The organism is Streptomyces sp. NPDC029159 (assembly GCF_055564055.1).
Map to the genome: position 1 here is coordinate 172,812 of NZ_JBVHWT010000005.1, position 16,942 is coordinate 189,753.

Here is a 16,942-nt window from a genome sequence, read left to right on the forward strand (position 1 = left end):
GCTGCCGGAGGCGCCCTTCGGAGCTCCGTGAGCGCCCAACCGGCTTGTCGGCAGAGCCATGCTCATGCCAGAGCCTACCCAACGGTCCTTTCTGATCTCTCAGTTGCGTGGTGTCACGGTGCCGTGGTGGACATTTGGCCCCAAACTGTCCAGCCTTCAGGCGGCCGTCCTAGCCGCGGGGCCGGCGCATGCTGCGGTACAGCTCGATCGCGGAGTCCGGCGGGAAGTTGGGGACGTAGGTGATGGCTCCGTCGCTCTTGGAGATCACCATGTGGCTGCCGCCCAGCGGCGCCTGAGTGCCGGGCGGCGGCGGGGGCAGGACGGCGTGGACGAGGAAGCCGATGTCGAACTCGACCACGTACAACGGCGCCGGATTTCCTTCCCTGTCCCGTACTTCGAATCGGGCCCGAGCGGCCGCCAATGCCTCTTCGGCAGTGGCGGGGACGGGCTGTACCGGTTCCGGCGCGCCGGGGTGCGACACGGACTCTCTCCTGTCGGTGAAGGGATGGGTGTGGGGCAGGCGTGGTCCTGCGGTGGAACTCGGCGGCGGTGTCGGACTGTTGGCTGCCGATGTGTTGAGCCGGAGCCGGAGCTGGAGCCGGAGTGGAGGCGATGCGATGCCGTAACCATGACGCCGCACCTACCGGCGCTGACCAACGCGACCGCGATGCCCTGTGGCGGCCCCGCAGCTCCGCTGTACGGCCGTCAGGTGCCCTGCGGTGCGGGCCGGATCACTTGCCTAGACGGACTTCAGAGCCCGGACGTCGCCGCCGAACTGGTTCTCCGGCTTCTGCTCCTTGATCAGGGCGTCGTTGAAGTCCTCGTTCTCCTCGTGGTTCTTCGCCATCCGCTCCAACGCCTTGCCTATTTCGTTGAGCTTGGTGGCGAGGTGATCCATCGAGTCCGTCATGCCGTCGCGCAGGCCCTCGTAGACCACGCCGAACTTCTCGCCGAGCTCGTCGTCTCCCCAGGGCGGGGTGCCTTGCTTGTCGCTGAAGGTGGTCAGGCCCTTCCAGGCGTCATGGGCCACACTGGAGAACGTCGTCGCCTTCGGGGCTTCGCCTCCGCCACCGCCACCGTCCCCCTGCGCGGCCAGGCCGTTCTTCAGCCTGGCGGTCGCCTGGAAGAAGTCCCTCCCGATATCGGAGAAGTTCCTTCCCTCGCTCTTCAGCGTCTCCGGACTGCTCTTGAACTCGTCGCCCATGACTACGCCCCCGTTTCACCGACCGGCGTCATCGCACTGCCGGTCGCACGTCCGTTCATGTCTGTGTCAGCGTACCCAGAGGCACTGACAGCTCCTCAACCCCTGCGGTGCGTCAGGCCCGGTGGGGACGGAGAGAGACGATCAGAACAACCCGTGCCACATCTGCTCCACGATCACCGACCACCAGTTCCTCGGGTCGTCCAGGGCCGAGGGGTCGATGGCGACGAGCTGCTCCTGGAAGTCGGCGACGGCGCTGCCCGCCATGACCGGGTCGAGTCCGGTCATCTCCTCGCGCGTGGTCTCCAGGAGCGCGAGGGAGCGGACGAAGGCGGCCACCGAGGCGTTGACCCGGCGGCCCGCACCGTTTTCCGGAGTGACGGCCCAGACCTGGCCGACCGGCTCACCCTCCAGAGCGGAGCCCGTGCACTGGACGGTGATCAGGGCGACCCCGTCGGTGCCGATCCGGACGTGTCCCTCCAGGAACGCGAGGGCGTCGGCGCCCGCCCGGGAGCCGACCTCGCGCAGATGGGCTGCGGCATTGCCGAACAGGCCCGCCGGAAGGTTCGCCTCCGGATTGTCGGCCGTGAAGAAGAACGGGACGACGTCCGGAAGCCCGGCCCAGGTCAGCGTGGCCTTGGCAGCTTCGGGGAGCGGGGTCCCCGCCAGGTCGTCGGCGTCGTGGCGCCGCACGTCGTCCGCGCCGAAGACCTCCGTCAGCTCACGGCCCAGGGCGACATCGCGGAGCGGCTCGGCCGGTTCGACGTCGGTCGGCACCGGCGCCCGGTGCGGCCGGGGCGGCGGCTGCTGTCCGGCGATCCGGTGCATCTGCTCGACGTGCTGGATCAGCCCGGCGATCGCCTCGGCGCGCTCCTCGCCCCGCAGGCCGTACTCCTGCGTGCAGGAGAACCGGGCGTGGGGGAAGCGACGGCCGAGCAGCACGCCCGGGTATCCGCCGGGGAGCAGGCTGGAGCTGAGGTCGGTGTGGAGCGCGACGACGTTCTGCGCGGGGACGCCGAGGCCGTCGATCTCCGCCAGGGCCTGGTACTCGGAGTGCGGCTCACCGGGGGCGGAGTTCTTGACGAGGCTCGTCTCCTCGCCGGTGCGTGGGTCGACGTAGGTGAGGACCGTGGTGTTGCCGGGGCCGGTCACCGGCGGCTGTGCGGGCGGCGCGGTCTCCTGGCCGCCGCCGTGCTTTTGCTGGTACATCCGCACGACCTCCTCGACCGGCACGGACGGCCAGGTGCTCAGCTCGCCGGTGCGGCGGTCGACCACTCCGCAGGCGTGGCCGATCGTGGCCGGCGGCCGGCGCTTGCCCGTGACCGGGTCGCGCTCGACCGGCGGGGCCGCGGCCCACACCACCCAGCCCAGATCGAACTCCTGAATCCGCACCTCACGGCGGTGCTGCCCCTCGGGGTTGAGCCACCCCTCGGCGGTCGCGAGCGCCTGCTCCTGGCTGATCACGGGAACTCCCTTCAAGTCTTCGGACGGACGGGGCCGGTGCGGCCGGGGCGGCGCCGGGCGCACTCCGCGGCCCTCGTCCGGGTGGGCCTGGGTGCAGGCGGTCCGATGCGGGTGCCTTCGCAAGGCTGCGGGCCTTCGAGGCTAACGGGCTGCGGTGGGTGGCTGTCAGGCGGTCGGGTGGGCAGCGGGGCCGGTGGCTTGCGGAGCCTGCGCGGCTTCCGGCCCGGGGGCCCGTACGGGCTCCGGCCCGGCTGCCTGGGGGTCGGGGACGGAGCGCTGGGTGGTCGCCGTGCCGGGCCGGCCCGGGCGGATCCGCAGCGCCTTCACGCCGTCTTCCGTGGCGACGAGGAGGATGCCGTCGGGCGAGAGGTCGGTTCCCGTGAAGGGCGTGGCGGAGATCAGGGCGGTGACGATCTCCTCGTCGCCCGGCTGCTCCCCGCGGTGCCAGACGCGTAGGTAGTCGGTGCCGCGGCTGAACCCGAGTGTTCCCGTGGCCCGCTCGTCATCCGAGAGGCGCTCGATCCGGTTCGGGTCGGCCTCGATGACGGAGCCGGTGGCGAGATCCTGCACCAGTACGGCGGGGGTCTCGGGAGCGTCGGCCCGCAGCGGGCGTGAGCCCGGAATGCCCTGCGGCACCACGCTCACGGCGACCGCGAGGGGGGCCGACTCTGCGGGCTCCTGCTCCGCGGGGGCGCCCTCGGCGCTGTCCGGCACGGCCGGGCGCAGTCTGCCGACGGTCACGGCGTCGACCCCGGCGACCCGTACGCTCCACACGGTGTGCCAGGGAAGCTCCGGCAGTGTGCGGCGCAGCACCGCCGCGTACTCCGGCAGCCCGTCCTCGACGAACGCGGTCTCCAGCAGCGCCGCTCGCAGGAGGACGGGCGCCTGGGTGCGGGTGAGCAGCGGCGCCGTCCGCAGATAGGTGCGGGCCGGTGCGTCCAACTGCTCCGGAGGGAGGGCCTCCACGGCGGCGCGCAGCCGCACCGGCTCGGCGTGGGCGAACAGGTTGGGGTCGGTGAGGAGCTGGGGGAGGAGACCGGCCTCCAGGGTGTGTCCCGCGATGCGGTCGCGGACGTACTCCCCGGCCTGCCCCCAGTCCTGGTGGGGTACGGCCTTCAGCAGCTCCATGGCGATACGCGCCTGAGCACCCGGTACATCCGGGATGCCTGCCCGAACGGCCTCACCGATGCCCGGGTGTTGCAATCCGACGAGGGTCCGCTCGTCCTCGGGGAGGTCTTCGTCGTCCCGCTCGACGGGGCGGATGAAGGGGGCGGCGAGCAGCATGCCCCGGGCCATGTCCTCGCGCATGTCCCGCTCGGCGACGGCGGAGGCGAGCGGTGACAGCAGCTGTGCGGGCAGGCCCTCGCCCTCGGCAAGGGCGAGGGGCGCGAGGATCTGCCGCAGGGTGCGGGGGTGGGCGTCAAGGCGCCGGGCGTGCAGATCCAGCGCTTCGCCGACACTGCCGGGGAGTTGGCCCGCGTCCGCCGGATCGAACCCTTCCGGGTGCATCAGGACCGATTGGACGGCGAGCTGCACGGTCAGACGGCTGCCCGCGCCGTCCCCCGCCTGCCGGGCGATCGCCTCGGCGAGCGCGCGCCGCGCGTCGGGATCGGTCGTGAACGGCAGCTCCGGGGCGCCGAATTGGGGGTTGAGCAGCGCCTCGGCCTGCAGGATCAGCCCGTGGGGGTCGGCCCACTCGGGTGCGTCGAGGTCGATGATCCGGGCCATGCCGGGCGGCAGGCTCTCGGCGAGCTCGGCGGCGAACTCGCGGGGCACATCGGCGAGCAGGCGTACGGAGTCGACGGCGGCGAGGGGCTTCAGCACGTCCCGCACCAGGCGCGCGGGCTCACCCGCCCCCCGCACCGGGCCGGCCCGGTCCACATCCGGCACGACGATCGTCACCGGCCGCCCCGACGCCGGGAGCCGACCGAGTTCGGGGAAGATGTCGGCGGTGCGGGTCGCGGACAACCCGTAGTGGTCGGCGAGCAGCCACAGCGTCTGCGGGGCCGTCAGCCCGGCGACACTCGGCACCGCGGGTGCGGGCAGGGCTGGCGGCACGGTCGCCGGATCCAGCGCGTCCAGCTCCAGCCCCTTGCGGTATTCCGGGTCGCAGAGCATCAGGAACCCGGTGAGCAGCCGTGAACACCCGGTGCCCGGACTGCCGGTCAGGACGGCGACCCGAGGCGCGTCCGGCCGCTCCGCGCGCCACGCGGCGAGCGCGCGCAGCGCGGCATTGCGCCCCCCGATATAGGGGTGGGGCTCATGGGCAGCGGCCCGTTCCGGGGCCTGGGTCGGGCTGGTCATCGTTCCCCCGTTGTCCTGTCCGTCCACGCCGTCAAGACGCCTTGACCGTACGCCGTCATCCTAGAGCCGTCGCACGGGGCGAGCCGCCCCCCGACCGCCGCCCGTCCTCGACGGGCTGCACGGCCGGAGGGCGCGCAGGCGCCCCCGCGGGATACCTGCGACCACCCCGTGAAGCTTGCGCACCTGCATCATGCCGCACCCCACTGACAACGGCCCTGACCTGCCTTGACGTACCCAACGGCCGTCAGTGGCAGCCCCGGTGGGACGGGCCGGGCGGAGACCGGGGCGCTACGCCGTCACCCCTCGGGGCATCCCGGCCGCCCCGCCCGGCGGCGGCGTCATTCGGGCTCGACCTGCGGGGAGTCCCCGGCAGGGGCCGCGTCTCCGTCCTCCCCGGAGGTGAGGTGCAGGCCGATCACACCACCGATGATGGCGAGGAAGCAGAGCACCTTGCCGGGTGTGATCTGCTCGCCGTACAGCACCCCCGCGAGGAGGACGGATCCGACGGCGCCGATGCCGGTCCAGACGGTGTAACCGACGCCGACGTCGATGCTCTTCAGGGCGAGGCTGAGGAGATAGACCCCGCCACCGCCCGCGACGACGGTGACGACGGACGGGACGAGTCTGGTGAAGCCGGCGTTCGCGCCCGAGCTGAGCGCGAAGACGACCTCGACCGCCGCGGCGATCAGGAGCAGGGTCCAGGCGGTCGCGGCGCTCTGCCCGCCGCGCGCCCTCTGCCGAGGTGCACCCATCGTCACACCCCCGACAGCGACTTGAGCCCGACGACCCCGCCGATGATGGCGAGGAAGCAGAACACCTTGGGCAGGGTGATCCGCTCCTTGAAGAGCAGCGCCCCGAAGACGACCGTGCCGACGGCCCCGGCGCCCGTCCAGATCGGATAGCCGACCCCCACGTCCAGGGTCTTGAGGGCGAAGCTGATGAAGACGATCCCGCCCACCACGCCGACCAGCGTGATCAGGGACTCCTTGGGTTTGGTGAAGCCCTCCGACGCGCCGGCGCCCAGCGCGAAGACGATCTCGAACACAACGGCAAGGGCTAAGTAGATCCAGGCCATGACGGTGAAAACGTTCCTCTCCGACGGTCGGTGCCGGGCCGGACCTCGTCGGCCGACGACCCACTGCCTGCAACGGCAGCGCGGTCGGCGATCATTCCGGGACGCCCGGCCGTCCACCCGTACCGCTCAGAGCCCCACCCCCTTGAACGCCTCCGTCTGCTCGCGGATGGCGCGTTCCGCGGGGAGGCGTTCGAGGGAGGAGGCGCCGAAGAAGCCGACGACGCCTTGGGTGTGGGCGAGGATGTGGGCGGCGTCGGCCGGTTCGGCGATCGGGCCGCCGTGGCAGAGGACGAGGAGGTCCGGGTTGATGCGGGTGGCCGCGTCGTGCATCGCCTGGATCGCGGCGGCCGCCTCGTCGAGGGTGGGGGCGGTCTGCGCGCCGATGGTGCCGCTGGTGGTGAGGCCGAGGTGCGGGACCAGGATGTCCGCGCCGGCCTCCGCCATCGCGGCGGCCTGGTCCGGGTCGAACACGTAGGGCGCGGTGAGCAGGTCCCGCTCGTGCGCCTGGCGGATCATGTCGACCTCCAGGGCGTAGCCCATACCGGTCTCCTCCAGGTGGCGGCGGAAGGTGCCGTCGTAGAGGCCCACCGTCGGGAAGTTCTGGACACCGCAGAAGCCCATCCGCTTCAGGTCGTCGAGGAAGGGGCCCATGAGGCGGAACGGATCGGTGCCGTTTACCCCGGCCAGGACGGGGGTGTCCTTGACGACGGGCAGGATCTCGGCGGCCATGTCGACCACGACGGCGTTCGCGTCGCCGTAGGGGAGCAGGCCCGCGAGGGAGCCGCGGCCGGCCATCCGGTAGCGGCCGGAGTTGTAGATGATGAGCAGGTCGATGCCGCCGGCCTCCGCGGCCTTGGCGGAGAGGCCGGTGCCGGCGCCACCGCCGATCACCGGGGTGCCGGCGGCCACGGTCGCCCGCAGTCGCCGCAGTACGTGCTGTCGGTCCCGTCCGGTCATACCCGGTCGTCCTCCTCGGTGCGGGAGATGAGGTGATGGAGCTTCCGCGCCATGGCCCGGCCGAAACCTGGGTCGTTGATCGCCTCGTCCCGCTCGTGGACCTCGACGGCGGTTCCCGCGGTGGCGTCGCGTACGGCGGCGAACAGCGCCGCGTCCGCCGCCTCGTCCCGGAACGGGCCGCCCGCCACGTCGACCGCGGAGACGCCGCGCAGCGGCAGCTGGATCGCGGACGGTCCCGTGGCGGCGGCCACCTTGGCGCCGAGGAGGCGGCCCAGCTGAGCCATCTCGGTGGCCGTGGTGCGCATCAGGGTGACCGTGGGGTTGTGGCGCAGCAGCGCCCGGTCGGCGAAGCGGGCGGGAACGGTGTCCGGCGGGCCGAAGTTGACCACGTCGAGGGCGCCGACGCTCACCACCTGGGGCACGCCGTGCCGCGCCGCCGCCGTCAGCCGTTCCGGGCCCGCGCTCAGCACGCCGCCGACGAGTTCGTCCGCCGGCTCGGTGGTGGTGAGGTCCAGGACACCGGCGATCAGACCGGCGGAGACCAGGCGTTCCATGGCGCGGCCGCCGGATCCGGTGGCGTGGAACACGAGGGTTTCGTAGCCGAGTTGGTCGAGCGTACGCCGGGCCTCGTCGGCCGCCGGGGTGGTCACGCCGAACATCGTGAGGGCGACGGCGGGCCGGGTGCGCGGGGGCGCGGCCCGCCTGCGGCGGTACGCCGCGGCCATACCGGCCATCGCCGCTGCCGCGTTGCCCAGGACCTGTTCCGACACCGAGTTGAGGCCGGCGAGGTCGACCACCGCGTACATCAGGGTGGCGTCCGTCTCGCCCACGTAGGGACGGACGTCGCCGCAGGCCATCGTGGAGACGAGGAGTGTGGGGAAGCCGAGGGGCAGGGCCTGCATCGCCGCGGCGGCGACCGAGGAGCCGCTGGAGCCGCCGATGGCGAGGAGGCCGTCGATGGCGCCCCGGGTGTGGAGGCGGCGCACGACGTGGGCGGCGCCTTCCGCCATGGCCGCCATCATGGCGCCGCGGTTGCGCCGGACCCGCAGCGCCGCCAGGTCCGCACCGGCCGCCGCCGCGACCTCCTGTGCGGACACCTCGGCCGGGATGCCGGCGGGTACCCGCCGACGTCCACCAGGACGACCGCCGCCCCCGCCTCCCGGAGCCGGTCGCGGAGCCAGCCGTACTCCTCGTGCTTCGTGTCCAACGTGCCCAGCAGACACACCGTCGTCACCGGGGCCTCCTTCGCGACGCGCCACCGCGGATCTCTCGGCGCCGGGTTCCGTCCCGACGGGGAGATGATCGCCGCGCGCCAGGCCCGGGGCCAGACCCCGGAAGCGGCGGATGCCGGCGCGTCACTCCCGGGCCGGTGTCACCATCGCCGCCACCATCGCGCGCAGTGCGGCCAGTGCCTGTTCGGCGTCGACGCGGTCGGGGGCCAGCAGCCACTGCTGGTGGATGCCGATACCGGCGCCGATGATCGCGGCGGCGAGCGCCTCGGCGGACACCCCGGACGGGAGCGGCAGCTGCTCCAGCTGCCGCCGGCAGTGGTCGCGCAGGGTGTGGTGGATCTCGGCGTAGCGGCCGTGGATCGGTGAGTCCGGCTCCAGCGCCTCCACCAGGAGGGTGGCGAAGAGCTTGGTGGTGGGCAGCGCCCACAGGGCGTGGGCGCCTTCGATGATCCGGTCGAGACCCGCCTCCGTCCCGTCGGTGCCCGCCGGTTCGCCGCCGAGACCTGCGCTGATGAGGTGCACCGACCGTTCGAGCACGGCCAGCAGCAACCCCTCCTTGCTGCCGAAGTGCCAGGGGATCGAACCTCTGCTGATCCCGGACCGTTCGGCCACGGCGGCGAACGTGGTCTGCCGGTAGCCCTTCTCCGCGAACAGCTCCGCCGCGGCGTTGAGGATCCGCTCGCTGCTCTCCTGGCTCGTGTGCTCTCGTCGCGTGGCCACGACACCTCCTTCTATGCTAGGAATCATATTCTATGTTGGCCAACACAGAGTTGGTCGGCCAGAAGGAGGTCGTTTTGCGCTTCGTCACCTACGCCTCTGCCGACGGCGACCGGACCGGTGTCCTCGACGGCGATCTGATCCACGCGTTCCCGCCGGGCACCTCCCTGACGGAACTCCTCGGCCCCGCACTGCTCCTGGCCGGTGAGCGGGCACTCGCCGACCCCGCCGAGGTCGTCCCCCTCGCCGATGTCACCCTGCGGGCCCCGATCCCCAGGCCGCCGTCCGTACGGGACTGCCTCTGCTTCCTCGATCACCTGCGCGCCGGCCTCAAGGCGACCGGCGGTACGGGGGAGCTGGGGCCGACCTGGTACCAGATCCCGGCCTTCTACTTCGCCAACCCCGCTTCCGTCCTCGGCCCCCATGACGACGTGACCATCTCGCCCGGCAGCGCCTGGTTCGACTTCGAGCTGGAGATCGCCGCGGTGATCGGCACCGCCGGCCGCGATCTGACGCCCGAACAGGCCGAGGAGCACATCGCCGGCTACGCGCTCTTCTGCGACTGGAGCGCCCGGGACCTCCAGGGGCTGGAGAGCCAGCTCCAGATCGGCCAGGCGAAGGGCAAGGACGGCGCCTCCACCCTCGGACCGTGGCTGGTCACCCCCGACGAGCTGCCCTTCGGCCCGGACGGCAGGCTCGCGCTGCGGGTACGGGCCGAGGTCAACGGCGAGACCGTGGGCGAGGGCCGTACCGACGCCATGGACTGGACCTTCGGCGAGGTCGTCTCGTACGCCTCCCGCGGAGTCGAGCTGCGGCCGGGAGACGTCTTCGGGTCGGGCACCGTCCCGGGCTGCTGTCTGCTCGAACACCTCGACTTCGGCGACCTCGCGGCGTTCCCCGGCTGGCTCAAGGACGGCGATGTGGTGTCGCTGCGCGCCGACGGACTGGGCGAGGTGCGCCAGACCGTCCGGGCCGGCACCGCTCCCCACCCGCTCGCCGCCCGCCCCGACCCGGCCGACGCGCCCCGGCGTCCGCGGACCAATCCGGCCGCCTCCGCCCTGCCCTACACCAAGGGGCTGCACCAGGTCGGGGACGGCGTCTGGGCATGGCTGCTGCCGCACGGCGAGTACGGCATGAGCAATGCCGGGCTGGTCGCGGGCGACGGCGCCTCCCTGCTGGTCGACACGCTCTACGATCTGCCGCTCACCGCCGAGATGCTCTCCGGCATGCGGCGGATCACCGACCGGAACCCGCTCACCCACGCCGTGCTCACCCACGCCAACGGCGACCACACCCACGGCGGCCAACTGCTGCCCGCCGCGGCCCGCTTCATCGCCGCCGAGGGGACGGCACACGAGATGCACGCCGAGATGGCGCCGGAGCTGACCGCGGCCCTCCAGGTGATGGACCTCGGGCCGACGCTCACGCCGTATCTGCGCGAGCGGTTCGCCGCGTTCGACTTCGGCGGCATCCGGCTGCGGACACCCGACCGGACCTTCGACCGGCGGCTCACCGTCGAGGTGGGCGGCCGCGAGGTGCAGCTGCTCAACCTCGGGCCCGCCCACACCGAGGCCGACACGGTGGTGCATGTGCCCGACGCGGGGGTGCTCTTCGCGGGCGACCTGCTGTTCATCGGGTGCACGCCCATCGTGTGGAGCGGCCCGATCGCCGGGTGGATCGACGCCTGCGACACGATGCTCGCGCTCGGCGCCCCGACCGTGGTGCCGGGGCACGGCCCGGTGACGGACGCCGACGGGATCCGCGCCGTCCGGGGCTACTTCCGCCATGTCGTCGAACAGGCCGACGCCGCGTACGCCAAGGGGCTCGACTTCAAGGAAGCGGCGTTCGGCGTCGATCTCGCCGAGTACGCCGACTGGCTCGACGCCGAACGGATCGTGGCCAACATCTACCGGCGCTACCGCGAGATCCACCCCGACCAGCCCGTGGTCGACCGGCTCACCCTGTTCGGCCTGATGGCGGAGTGGGAGCGGCAGCGGCGGCGGTGAGACGGACCGGCGTCCGGGGCGCGCCGGACCGGCGCGCCCCGGACGGAAGTCGGTGTTCCGCGGGCAGCGGTGGGCTCAGCCCTGCCTCTGCCCGCGGCCCCTTCCGCACGCCACGGCCAGCACCGTCGCGCCCGCCGCGAACACCGCCGCCGCGAGCATCGTCGGCCGTTGCCCGGACGCGTTCGTGAGCAGCCCGCCGATCAACGACCCGACACCGATGGCACCGTTGAAGGCCGCCACGTACCACGAGGAAGCCGCCTCGCTCTCCTCGGGGACGGCTTGCAGCACCCACGTCTGAAGCGCCACCGGCAGAGCCGCGTACAGCGCGCCCCAGCACACCAGCATGGTCACGGCGAGCGGAGTGCTCGCACCGCCCGCCCACATCACGGCCAGGACGACGGTCAGCAGTCCGCTGCTGCCGATCAGGCTGCCCCGCAGCGCACGCGCCACCACCGCACCCGCCGCGAAGTTGCCCACCAGTCCGGCCGCACCGAAGGCCAGCAGCAGCACGCTGATCAGCGACGACCGGACACCTGTGACCTCCTCCAGGTAGGGCGTCACATAGGTGAAGGCCAGGAAGTGCCCGCTCATCACCAGCGCGGTCACCCCGATCGCCGCCAGCAGGGTGCGATGGCGCAGGACATGGAGGAGCGTGCGCAGGTTTCCGCTGCCCTGCGCAGGCAGCGCCGGCATGAACAGCAACACCGCCGCCAGCACCGGCACACCGAGCAGACCCACGCACGCGAACGCCACGTGCCAGCTGGTCGACTGGCCTATCGCCGTGCCCAGCGGCGTGCCCGCGACCGAGGCCAGCGAGATCCCGCCCAGCACCACCGAGGTCGCGCGCACCGCGTGCCGCTGGGGCACCAGCCGTACGGCGATCGACACGGCGATGGACCAGAAGACACCGTGGGCCAGCGCCACGATGATGCGGGCGGCCAGCAGCAGCGCATAGGTGGAGGCCACGGTCGCCAGCAGGTTGCCGGCGATGTACAAGGCCATCAGCGTCGCGAGCAGCCACTTGCGGTCCATGCGGCCCGTGAGCGTGGTCAGCGGCGCCGCTGTCGCCGCCGCGACCATGGCGAAGCCGGTCACCAGAAAGCCCGTCGCACCGAGCGACACCGACGTGCCGTCAGCGATCGACGGCAGCAGTCCGATCGGCAGGGTCTCGGTCGTGACGAACGAGAAGACGCCGAGGGCCAGTCCGGCCACGGCCAGCCAGCCGCGCAGCGCCGAGTTCTTCGCCTGTCCGGCCGCCTGCGGTGAGGGGGGTGGATGGGGTGAGCGCTGCGCGGTCGACTGACCGGTCGCACCGTGGGACATTCCTGCTCCCGGTGGGATATTCCTGCGATGAATTAATGGGGGAAATCTATGAGGGGTGAAGGGGGGCGGAGAATTGTTTGGTGGGTCCTTCGCGTGATGTGGGTATGGGGCCATCATCGCGGGCGCACCGAGTCTTTCGGAAGTGTTTCCCAGTCATGGTGGTAGGACCACCACCCATCGCAAACTGCCTGGTAGTCGCCCCGATGGTGCTGGGAGTAACCGGATGAATCGACCCCTGTAGCGGAGGGGATGGTCGGGTAACTTGCGCTTATCCGGACCCCGCATTTCCTGAGGAGTAGATACGTGTCGACAGACCGAATGAGTGCGACGGGGCGCTCCCGGGTCACTCGCCTCAACACGCTCACCGGGCTGCGCTTTCCCGCCGCTTTCGTGGTGTTTCTCTACCATGCGGCGCTGCTCGGCTTCCTCGGCGTGCCCTGGCTCAGCTCCGAGAACGTGCACGATTACTACCGCTCCGTGCACCATGCCGGCGCCCTCGGCGTCAGCTTCTTCTTCGTGCTCAGCGGATTCGTGCTGACCTGGTCGGCTCGGGACACGGACACCGCGCCGCGCTTCTGGCGCCGCCGGTTCCTCAAGATCGTCCCCAACTACCTGGTGGTCTGGGTGCTGGCCATGGTGGTCTTCGCGGCGCCCCTCACCGACATGAAGATCGGGGTGCTCAACTTCTTCATGCTCCAGGTGTACTACCCGGACTTCTCCATCAACTTCGGTGTGAACCCGGCGGGTTGGTCCCTGGCCGTCGAGGCGATCTTCTACCTGTCCTTCCCGCTGCTGCTCCGCATGATCAAGAAGATCCCGGTCAACCGGATCAATCTCTGGGTCGCGATCGTCGGCCTCGGCATCATCGCCACGCCGTTTCTGTCCACCCATCTCGTCCCGGCCGGTTCCGTGTTCATGCCCATGGAGCCCGAGACCTCGGTGAACCAGTACTTCGTCTCGTACATCCTGCCGTTCCCGCGGGTACTGGACTTCGCGCTCGGCATCCTGGTGGCCCGCTCGGTGATGGCGGGGCGCTGGCGCAATATCGGTATGGTCTGGGCCGGCGCACTGCTCGTCGCCAGCTTCGTGCTCGGCTACTTCACGCCGTACATGTACTCGTCGCGTGCCGTCTGCGTCATCCCGGCCGCCATCCTCATCGCGGCCGGCGCCATCGCGGACGACGAGGGCCGCTTCACCGTCTTCCGCAACAAGGTGACGGTCTGGCTCGGCGACATCTCCTTCGCCTTCTATCTCGTGCACTTCACCGTGCTGGAAGGCGTGTGGAAGCTGCTCGGCAGCAAGACGTACACCCCACCGCAGGCCGCGGCCATGATGCTGCTCGGACTCGGCGTCTCGATCCTCGCGTCCTGGGCGCTGTACGGCCTGATCGAACGCCCCCTCACCCGGCGCTGGTCCAACCCGAGGAAGAAGCCGGCGCCCGCCCGACAGGATCCGCCGGTCCCCGTGGAGTCCGTGCCGCTCGCCGCCGGGCGGACCGGCACGGAGCACTGACCGACGCCGAGCAGGGAGAGACGGTCATACGGCGACCGCCTGCCCCACCGGCTCCGGCCGGTCGGGGCAGGCGGTCGCTCCGTCTTCCCGGACGGTGCGCGACGACGGGTACGTCCGGGGACGCAGCCGCCGTACGGCGCGTCAGCCGCCGATGCCCGCGGCCCTCCGCAGACCGGCCGCCGTCGAGAAGTATCCGAAGAGCGCGCCGCCGGGCTCCAACGCCGCGGACTCGTCCAGGCCCCCGAGCCGTACCGGGACGAATCCCGCGTCGTGGACGAGGCGTTCCGTGATCCGCAGCGCGTCCGCGTCGTCCGCGGCGACCGCCATCCCCCAGAAATGCGGCTGCCGCGTCCCGCGCGACAGGAGTTCGTCCGGGAAGTGGCAGAACGCCCGTGTCACCGAACTGCCCGGCAGTCGCTTCGCCGACCAGCTGCCCTGGGGCAGGCCCGTGCCCAGCTCGGACACGAACAGGCCGTCCGCCGAGAGCCCGATCGGGCTCGTCGCGTCGATCACGGTTTTCCCGGCCAGCCGGTCGGCCACCTGCGCCAGCAACTCCTCAAGAGGGGGACGCGGCACCGCGAGCAGCACCACGTCACTCGCGTCCACCGCGTCCGGGTACGTGGCCGCCCGCGCTCGCTCGCCCGACTCCTCGACGAGGGCGGCGAGCCGGTCCGGAGTCCGGGAACCGAAGGTCACGGTGTGACCGGCGGCCAGCCAGTGGCGGCCCAGGGGGCGGCCGATGTTCCCCGCGCCGAGGACGGCGATGCGCAGCGGGGTGGGACCGGCCTTGGATTCGGGCATTGTCCAGCTCCTTGGTCTTCGTGATCGGTCACGGCGGGACAGCCGCCGGACAGGAATGGCGGCCGCCGGTCTCCCTGCACCGGCGGCCGCCTGGGTGAATCGTCTGGGGTGTCTTCCCGCTCTCCGTGGGGCCGTGGCGCCCGGAGAGCGGGAAGACACCCCCTAGCCCGCCACGATCTCCGGCCACACCAGGGCGGTGGAGCCCCAGGTCAGGCCGCCCCCGAAAGCGCTCATCAGGACGCGGTCGCCGGGCGTCAGCAGGCCCCCGGAGACGGCGTCGCCGAGTGCCAGCGGGATGGAGGCCGCCGAGGTGTTGCCGACACGGTCGAGGTTGACGACTGCTCGGTCGCGGGCCATGCCGAGCTGGTCGGCGACGGCGTGCAGGATCCGGACGTTCGCCTGGTGGCCGACGAACCGGTCCACCGACTCCGGGGCCCAGCCGGCGCGGTCGAGCATGGCCTGGGACGAGGCCGCCATGCGGGTCACGGCGTGCCGGAAGACCGGCTTGCCGTCCATGTGGAAGTACGTCTCGGCAGGGCGGACGCCGGACCCGGCCACCGCGCCGACCGGCTGCCGTGAGCCGCCGGCCGGGACGGTGATGAGGTCCTTGAGCGAGCCGTCGCTCCCCAGGTCGTGTCCGAGCAGCGCGCCCGGCTCGGACGGATCGCCGGCCCGCAGCACCACGGCCCCGGCGCCGTCACCGAAGATCACCGAGGTGGTGCGGTCCTCGGGGTTGAGGATCGTGGAGTAGGTCTCCGCCCCGATGACCAGCACGCGCTCGGCGAATCCGGCGGCGATGGCGCCCGCCGCGGACGCCATCGCGTAGATGAATCCGCTGCACACGGCGGCGATGTCGTACGCGGCGACCGAATTCAGGCCCAGCCGGTGGGCGACATCGGGAGCGGTCGCCGGGCAGGGGTGATCCGGCGTGGTCGTGGCGACGACGACCAGATCGACATCGCCGGAGCCGGCCGACTTCAGCGCCCGCCCGCCCGCCTCGACGGCCAGGTCACCGGTGGCGGTGCCGGGCTCGGCCCAGTGGCGCTGAGTGATGCCGGTGCGTGAGCGGATCCACTCGTCGGTGGTGTCCATGGTGCGGGAGAGATCGTCGTTGGTGACGATGCGAGGCGGCACGTATGTTCCGAGCCCGGTGAGGACCGCAGCCCTGCTCATGTCGCCGCCTCCTTCGCCAGAAGTCCTTCCCCCACGAGAAGTCCGTGGGACAGCGCGAATGCCAAGGGGGGCCTCCCTGATTTCCGGTGCCGGACGTCGTGACCGGGCCCGTCGGAAGGTGCCGCCCCTCCGGCCGGAGGGCGGGAGAGGAGCGGCACACGTGGCCGGGTACGTGGGACGGCGCTGATGCGGCGCCGTCGCGGGGACGTACCAAGGCGTACGACAATTATCGGACGGCCGGACACCGCGCTGCCAGACCGTGCCGACGCTGTGACCGGCCCCGATGGTGGTGGGAACACCACCCTCCCGGGCAGGGCCGAACTCTCTATGGGGAAACGCTACTTCCGGACCGGCTGCGGGCCGGTGCCGCCCGGGGGCAGATACATCAGCAGCCGGACGGAGGAGGCTTCGTCGAGATCCATCGTGTACAGCGCGAAGGGGACGCGGCCCTCGTCGGGACGGTCCAGCTCGACGGTCGTGGGCACGAACTCCTCGACCTCGTGACGGCTCCACAGCTCGGCGAACCGCGGGCTGTCGGCGGAGAGCCGGTCGGCCATCTGCTCGTATCTCGGATCGTCGGCGAGGTAGGACGTCTGGAGGCGGAAGCGGGCGGTCATCTGACGGGCCACCTGGGGCAGATTGGCGTACTGGCGTCCGTGGGATCCCGTGAACAGACCGATCAGGAAGTTCTCGTTGCCCTCCTGACCCAGGTGCAGCGCCCTGGCGGCTTGTTCGTTGGCCGCGAGGACGTCCCAGTACCGGTCGATGACGCACGCCGGCCCCGATGCCTGGGTGTCGACCACCCGCTGGAGGACCTCGGTGTCCGACGGGTCCGCACGCGGCGTCGGCAGCGGGGGATTGGTGTCGGCGAGCCGGTACAGATGGACGCGCTCGCGCTCGGTGAGGCGTAACGCGCGGCTGATCGCGTCCAGAATCCCGTCCGAGACGTTGATGGGGCGGCCCTGCTCCAGCCACGCGTACCAGGATGCGCTCACCCCGGCCAGGACCGCGACCTCCTCCCGGCGCAGGCCCGCCCGGGTGCGACCGCCGGCCGGCCCCATTCCGACATCGGCGGGGGAGAGCGCGGCGCGACGGCTGCGCAGAAAGTGCGTCAGCTCATTGCGTCGCTGCTTCTTGCTGCCGGCCCTGGAGGTCGTGGTATCCATGCCAACGAAAT

16 protein-coding genes are annotated in these 16,942 nt (G+C 71.7%); 2 read left to right on the top strand and 14 right to left on the bottom strand.

Going from position 1 to position 16,942, the window contains the following annotated elements; genetic code table 11:
* Positions 1–169 precede the first annotated feature (169 nt).
* The 10 genes from ACZ4U4_RS12990 to ACZ4U4_RS13035 all read right to left on the bottom strand — a co-directional run bounded on the left by ACZ4U4_RS12990 (position 170) and on the right by ACZ4U4_RS13035 (position 8,953).
* Positions 170–358 (bottom strand): hypothetical protein, encoded by a 189-nt coding sequence (locus ACZ4U4_RS12990; RefSeq protein WP_467873118.1) that lies wholly within the window; start codon positions 356–358, stop codon positions 170–172.
* Between the two features lie 381 nt (positions 359–739).
* Positions 740–1,204, bottom strand: a complete 465-nt coding sequence (locus ACZ4U4_RS12995) for a hypothetical protein (RefSeq protein WP_467872487.1) — start codon at positions 1,202–1,204, stop codon at positions 740–742.
* Positions 1,205–1,345: 141 nt separating this feature from the next.
* Positions 1,346–2,665, bottom strand: coding sequence for an SUKH-4 family immunity protein (locus tag ACZ4U4_RS13000; protein WP_467872489.1), 1,320 nt, complete (start codon positions 2,663–2,665; stop codon positions 1,346–1,348).
* Positions 2,666–2,830: 165 nt separating this feature from the next.
* Positions 2,831–4,969 (bottom strand): ATP-binding protein, encoded by a 2,139-nt coding sequence (locus ACZ4U4_RS13005; protein WP_467872491.1) that lies wholly within the window; start codon positions 4,967–4,969, stop codon positions 2,831–2,833.
* Between the two features lie 338 nt (positions 4,970–5,307).
* The gene (locus tag ACZ4U4_RS13010) at positions 5,308–5,721 is read right to left on the bottom strand and encodes a DMT family transporter (protein WP_467872493.1); all 414 of its coding nucleotides are present in this window, start codon (positions 5,719–5,721) and stop codon (positions 5,308–5,310) included.
* A gap of 2 nt (positions 5,722–5,723) precedes the next feature.
* Positions 5,724–6,161 carry a DMT family transporter gene (locus ACZ4U4_RS13015; protein WP_467872495.1) on the bottom strand — a complete coding sequence of 146 codons (438 nt, stop codon included), beginning with the start codon at positions 6,159–6,161 and terminating at the stop codon, positions 5,724–5,726.
* A gap of 9 nt (positions 6,162–6,170) precedes the next feature.
* Positions 6,171–7,001: a phosphoenolpyruvate hydrolase family protein gene (locus tag ACZ4U4_RS13020; RefSeq protein WP_467872497.1), complete on the bottom strand. Its 831-nt coding sequence runs from the start codon at positions 6,999–7,001 to the stop codon at positions 6,171–6,173.
* Positions 6,998–8,098 carry a Tm-1-like ATP-binding domain-containing protein gene (locus ACZ4U4_RS13025; RefSeq protein ID WP_467872500.1) on the bottom strand — a complete coding sequence of 367 codons (1,101 nt, stop codon included), beginning with the start codon at positions 8,096–8,098 and terminating at the stop codon, positions 6,998–7,000. The genes ACZ4U4_RS13020 and ACZ4U4_RS13025 overlap by 4 nt, the downstream gene beginning before the upstream one ends.
* Positions 8,020–8,235, bottom strand: a complete 216-nt coding sequence (locus ACZ4U4_RS13030; protein ID WP_467872502.1) for a Tm-1-like ATP-binding domain-containing protein — start codon at positions 8,233–8,235, stop codon at positions 8,020–8,022. The genes ACZ4U4_RS13025 and ACZ4U4_RS13030 overlap by 79 nt, the downstream gene beginning before the upstream one ends.
* Positions 8,236–8,356: 121 nt before the next feature.
* Complete coding sequence (locus ACZ4U4_RS13035; RefSeq protein ID WP_467872504.1) at positions 8,357–8,953, bottom strand: TetR/AcrR family transcriptional regulator; 597 nt, start codon at positions 8,951–8,953, stop codon at positions 8,357–8,359.
* Positions 8,954–8,985: 32 nt separating this feature from the next.
* Here ACZ4U4_RS13035 and ACZ4U4_RS13040 point away from each other — a divergent pair, with 32 nt between their 5' ends.
* Positions 8,986–10,956, top strand: a complete 1,971-nt coding sequence (locus ACZ4U4_RS13040; protein ID WP_467872506.1) for a fumarylacetoacetate hydrolase family protein — start codon at positions 8,986–8,988, stop codon at positions 10,954–10,956.
* A gap of 75 nt (positions 10,957–11,031) precedes the next feature.
* On the opposite strand, the gene ACZ4U4_RS13045 is transcribed toward ACZ4U4_RS13040, so the two are convergent.
* Positions 11,032–12,279, bottom strand: coding sequence for an MFS transporter (locus ACZ4U4_RS13045; RefSeq protein ID WP_467872509.1), 1,248 nt, complete (start codon positions 12,277–12,279; stop codon positions 11,032–11,034).
* A gap of 303 nt (positions 12,280–12,582) precedes the next feature.
* Here ACZ4U4_RS13045 and ACZ4U4_RS13050 point away from each other — a divergent pair, with 303 nt between their 5' ends.
* Entirely contained in the window at positions 12,583–13,791 is a 1,209-nt protein-coding gene (locus ACZ4U4_RS13050) for an acyltransferase family protein (RefSeq protein ID WP_467872511.1), read from the top strand.
* A 141-nt stretch (positions 13,792–13,932) separates the two neighbouring features.
* Here ACZ4U4_RS13050 and ACZ4U4_RS13055 read toward each other — a convergent pair whose 3' ends face one another.
* The 3 genes from ACZ4U4_RS13055 to ACZ4U4_RS13065 all read right to left on the bottom strand — a co-directional run bounded on the left by ACZ4U4_RS13055 (position 13,933) and on the right by ACZ4U4_RS13065 (position 16,931).
* Positions 13,933–14,592: an NADPH-dependent F420 reductase gene (locus ACZ4U4_RS13055; protein WP_467872513.1), complete on the bottom strand. Its 660-nt coding sequence runs from the start codon at positions 14,590–14,592 to the stop codon at positions 13,933–13,935.
* 162 nt (positions 14,593–14,754) lie between these two features.
* On the bottom strand, positions 14,755–15,765 hold the full coding sequence (locus ACZ4U4_RS13060) for a beta-ketoacyl-ACP synthase III (protein WP_467872515.1): 1,011 nt from the start codon (positions 15,763–15,765) through the stop codon (positions 14,755–14,757).
* 338 nt (positions 15,766–16,103) lie between these two features.
* The gene (locus tag ACZ4U4_RS13065; protein ID WP_467872517.1) at positions 16,104–16,931 is read right to left on the bottom strand and encodes a helix-turn-helix transcriptional regulator; all 828 of its coding nucleotides are present in this window, start codon (positions 16,929–16,931) and stop codon (positions 16,104–16,106) included.
* Between the last annotated feature and the right edge of the window lie 11 nt (positions 16,932–16,942).

Excerpts from the sequence above, each read along its gene's own strand:
- ACZ4U4_RS12995 (WP_467872487.1), bottom strand. The coding sequence starts at position 1,204 with ATGGGCGACGAGTTCAAGAGCAGTCCGGAGACGCTGAAGAGCGAGGGA.
- ACZ4U4_RS13005 (WP_467872491.1), bottom strand. The coding sequence starts at position 4,969 with ATGACCAGCCCGACCCAGGCCCCGGAACGGGCCGCTGCCCATGAGCCC.
- ACZ4U4_RS13010 (WP_467872493.1), bottom strand. The coding sequence starts at position 5,721 with ATGGGTGCACCTCGGCAGAGGGCGCGCGGCGGGCAGAGCGCCGCGACC.
- ACZ4U4_RS13020 (WP_467872497.1), bottom strand. The coding sequence starts at position 7,001 with ATGACCGGACGGGACCGACAGCACGTACTGCGGCGACTGCGGGCGACC.
- ACZ4U4_RS13040 (WP_467872506.1), top strand. The coding sequence starts at position 8,986 with ATGTTGGCCAACACAGAGTTGGTCGGCCAGAAGGAGGTCGTTTTGCGC.
- ACZ4U4_RS13045 (WP_467872509.1), bottom strand. The coding sequence starts at position 12,279 with ATGTCCCACGGTGCGACCGGTCAGTCGACCGCGCAGCGCTCACCCCAT.
- ACZ4U4_RS13055 (WP_467872513.1), bottom strand. The coding sequence starts at position 14,592 with ATGCCCGAATCCAAGGCCGGTCCCACCCCGCTGCGCATCGCCGTCCTC.
- ACZ4U4_RS13060 (WP_467872515.1), bottom strand. The coding sequence starts at position 15,765 with ATGAGCAGGGCTGCGGTCCTCACCGGGCTCGGAACATACGTGCCGCCT.
- ACZ4U4_RS13065 (WP_467872517.1), bottom strand. The coding sequence starts at position 16,931 with ATGGATACCACGACCTCCAGGGCCGGCAGCAAGAAGCAGCGACGCAAT.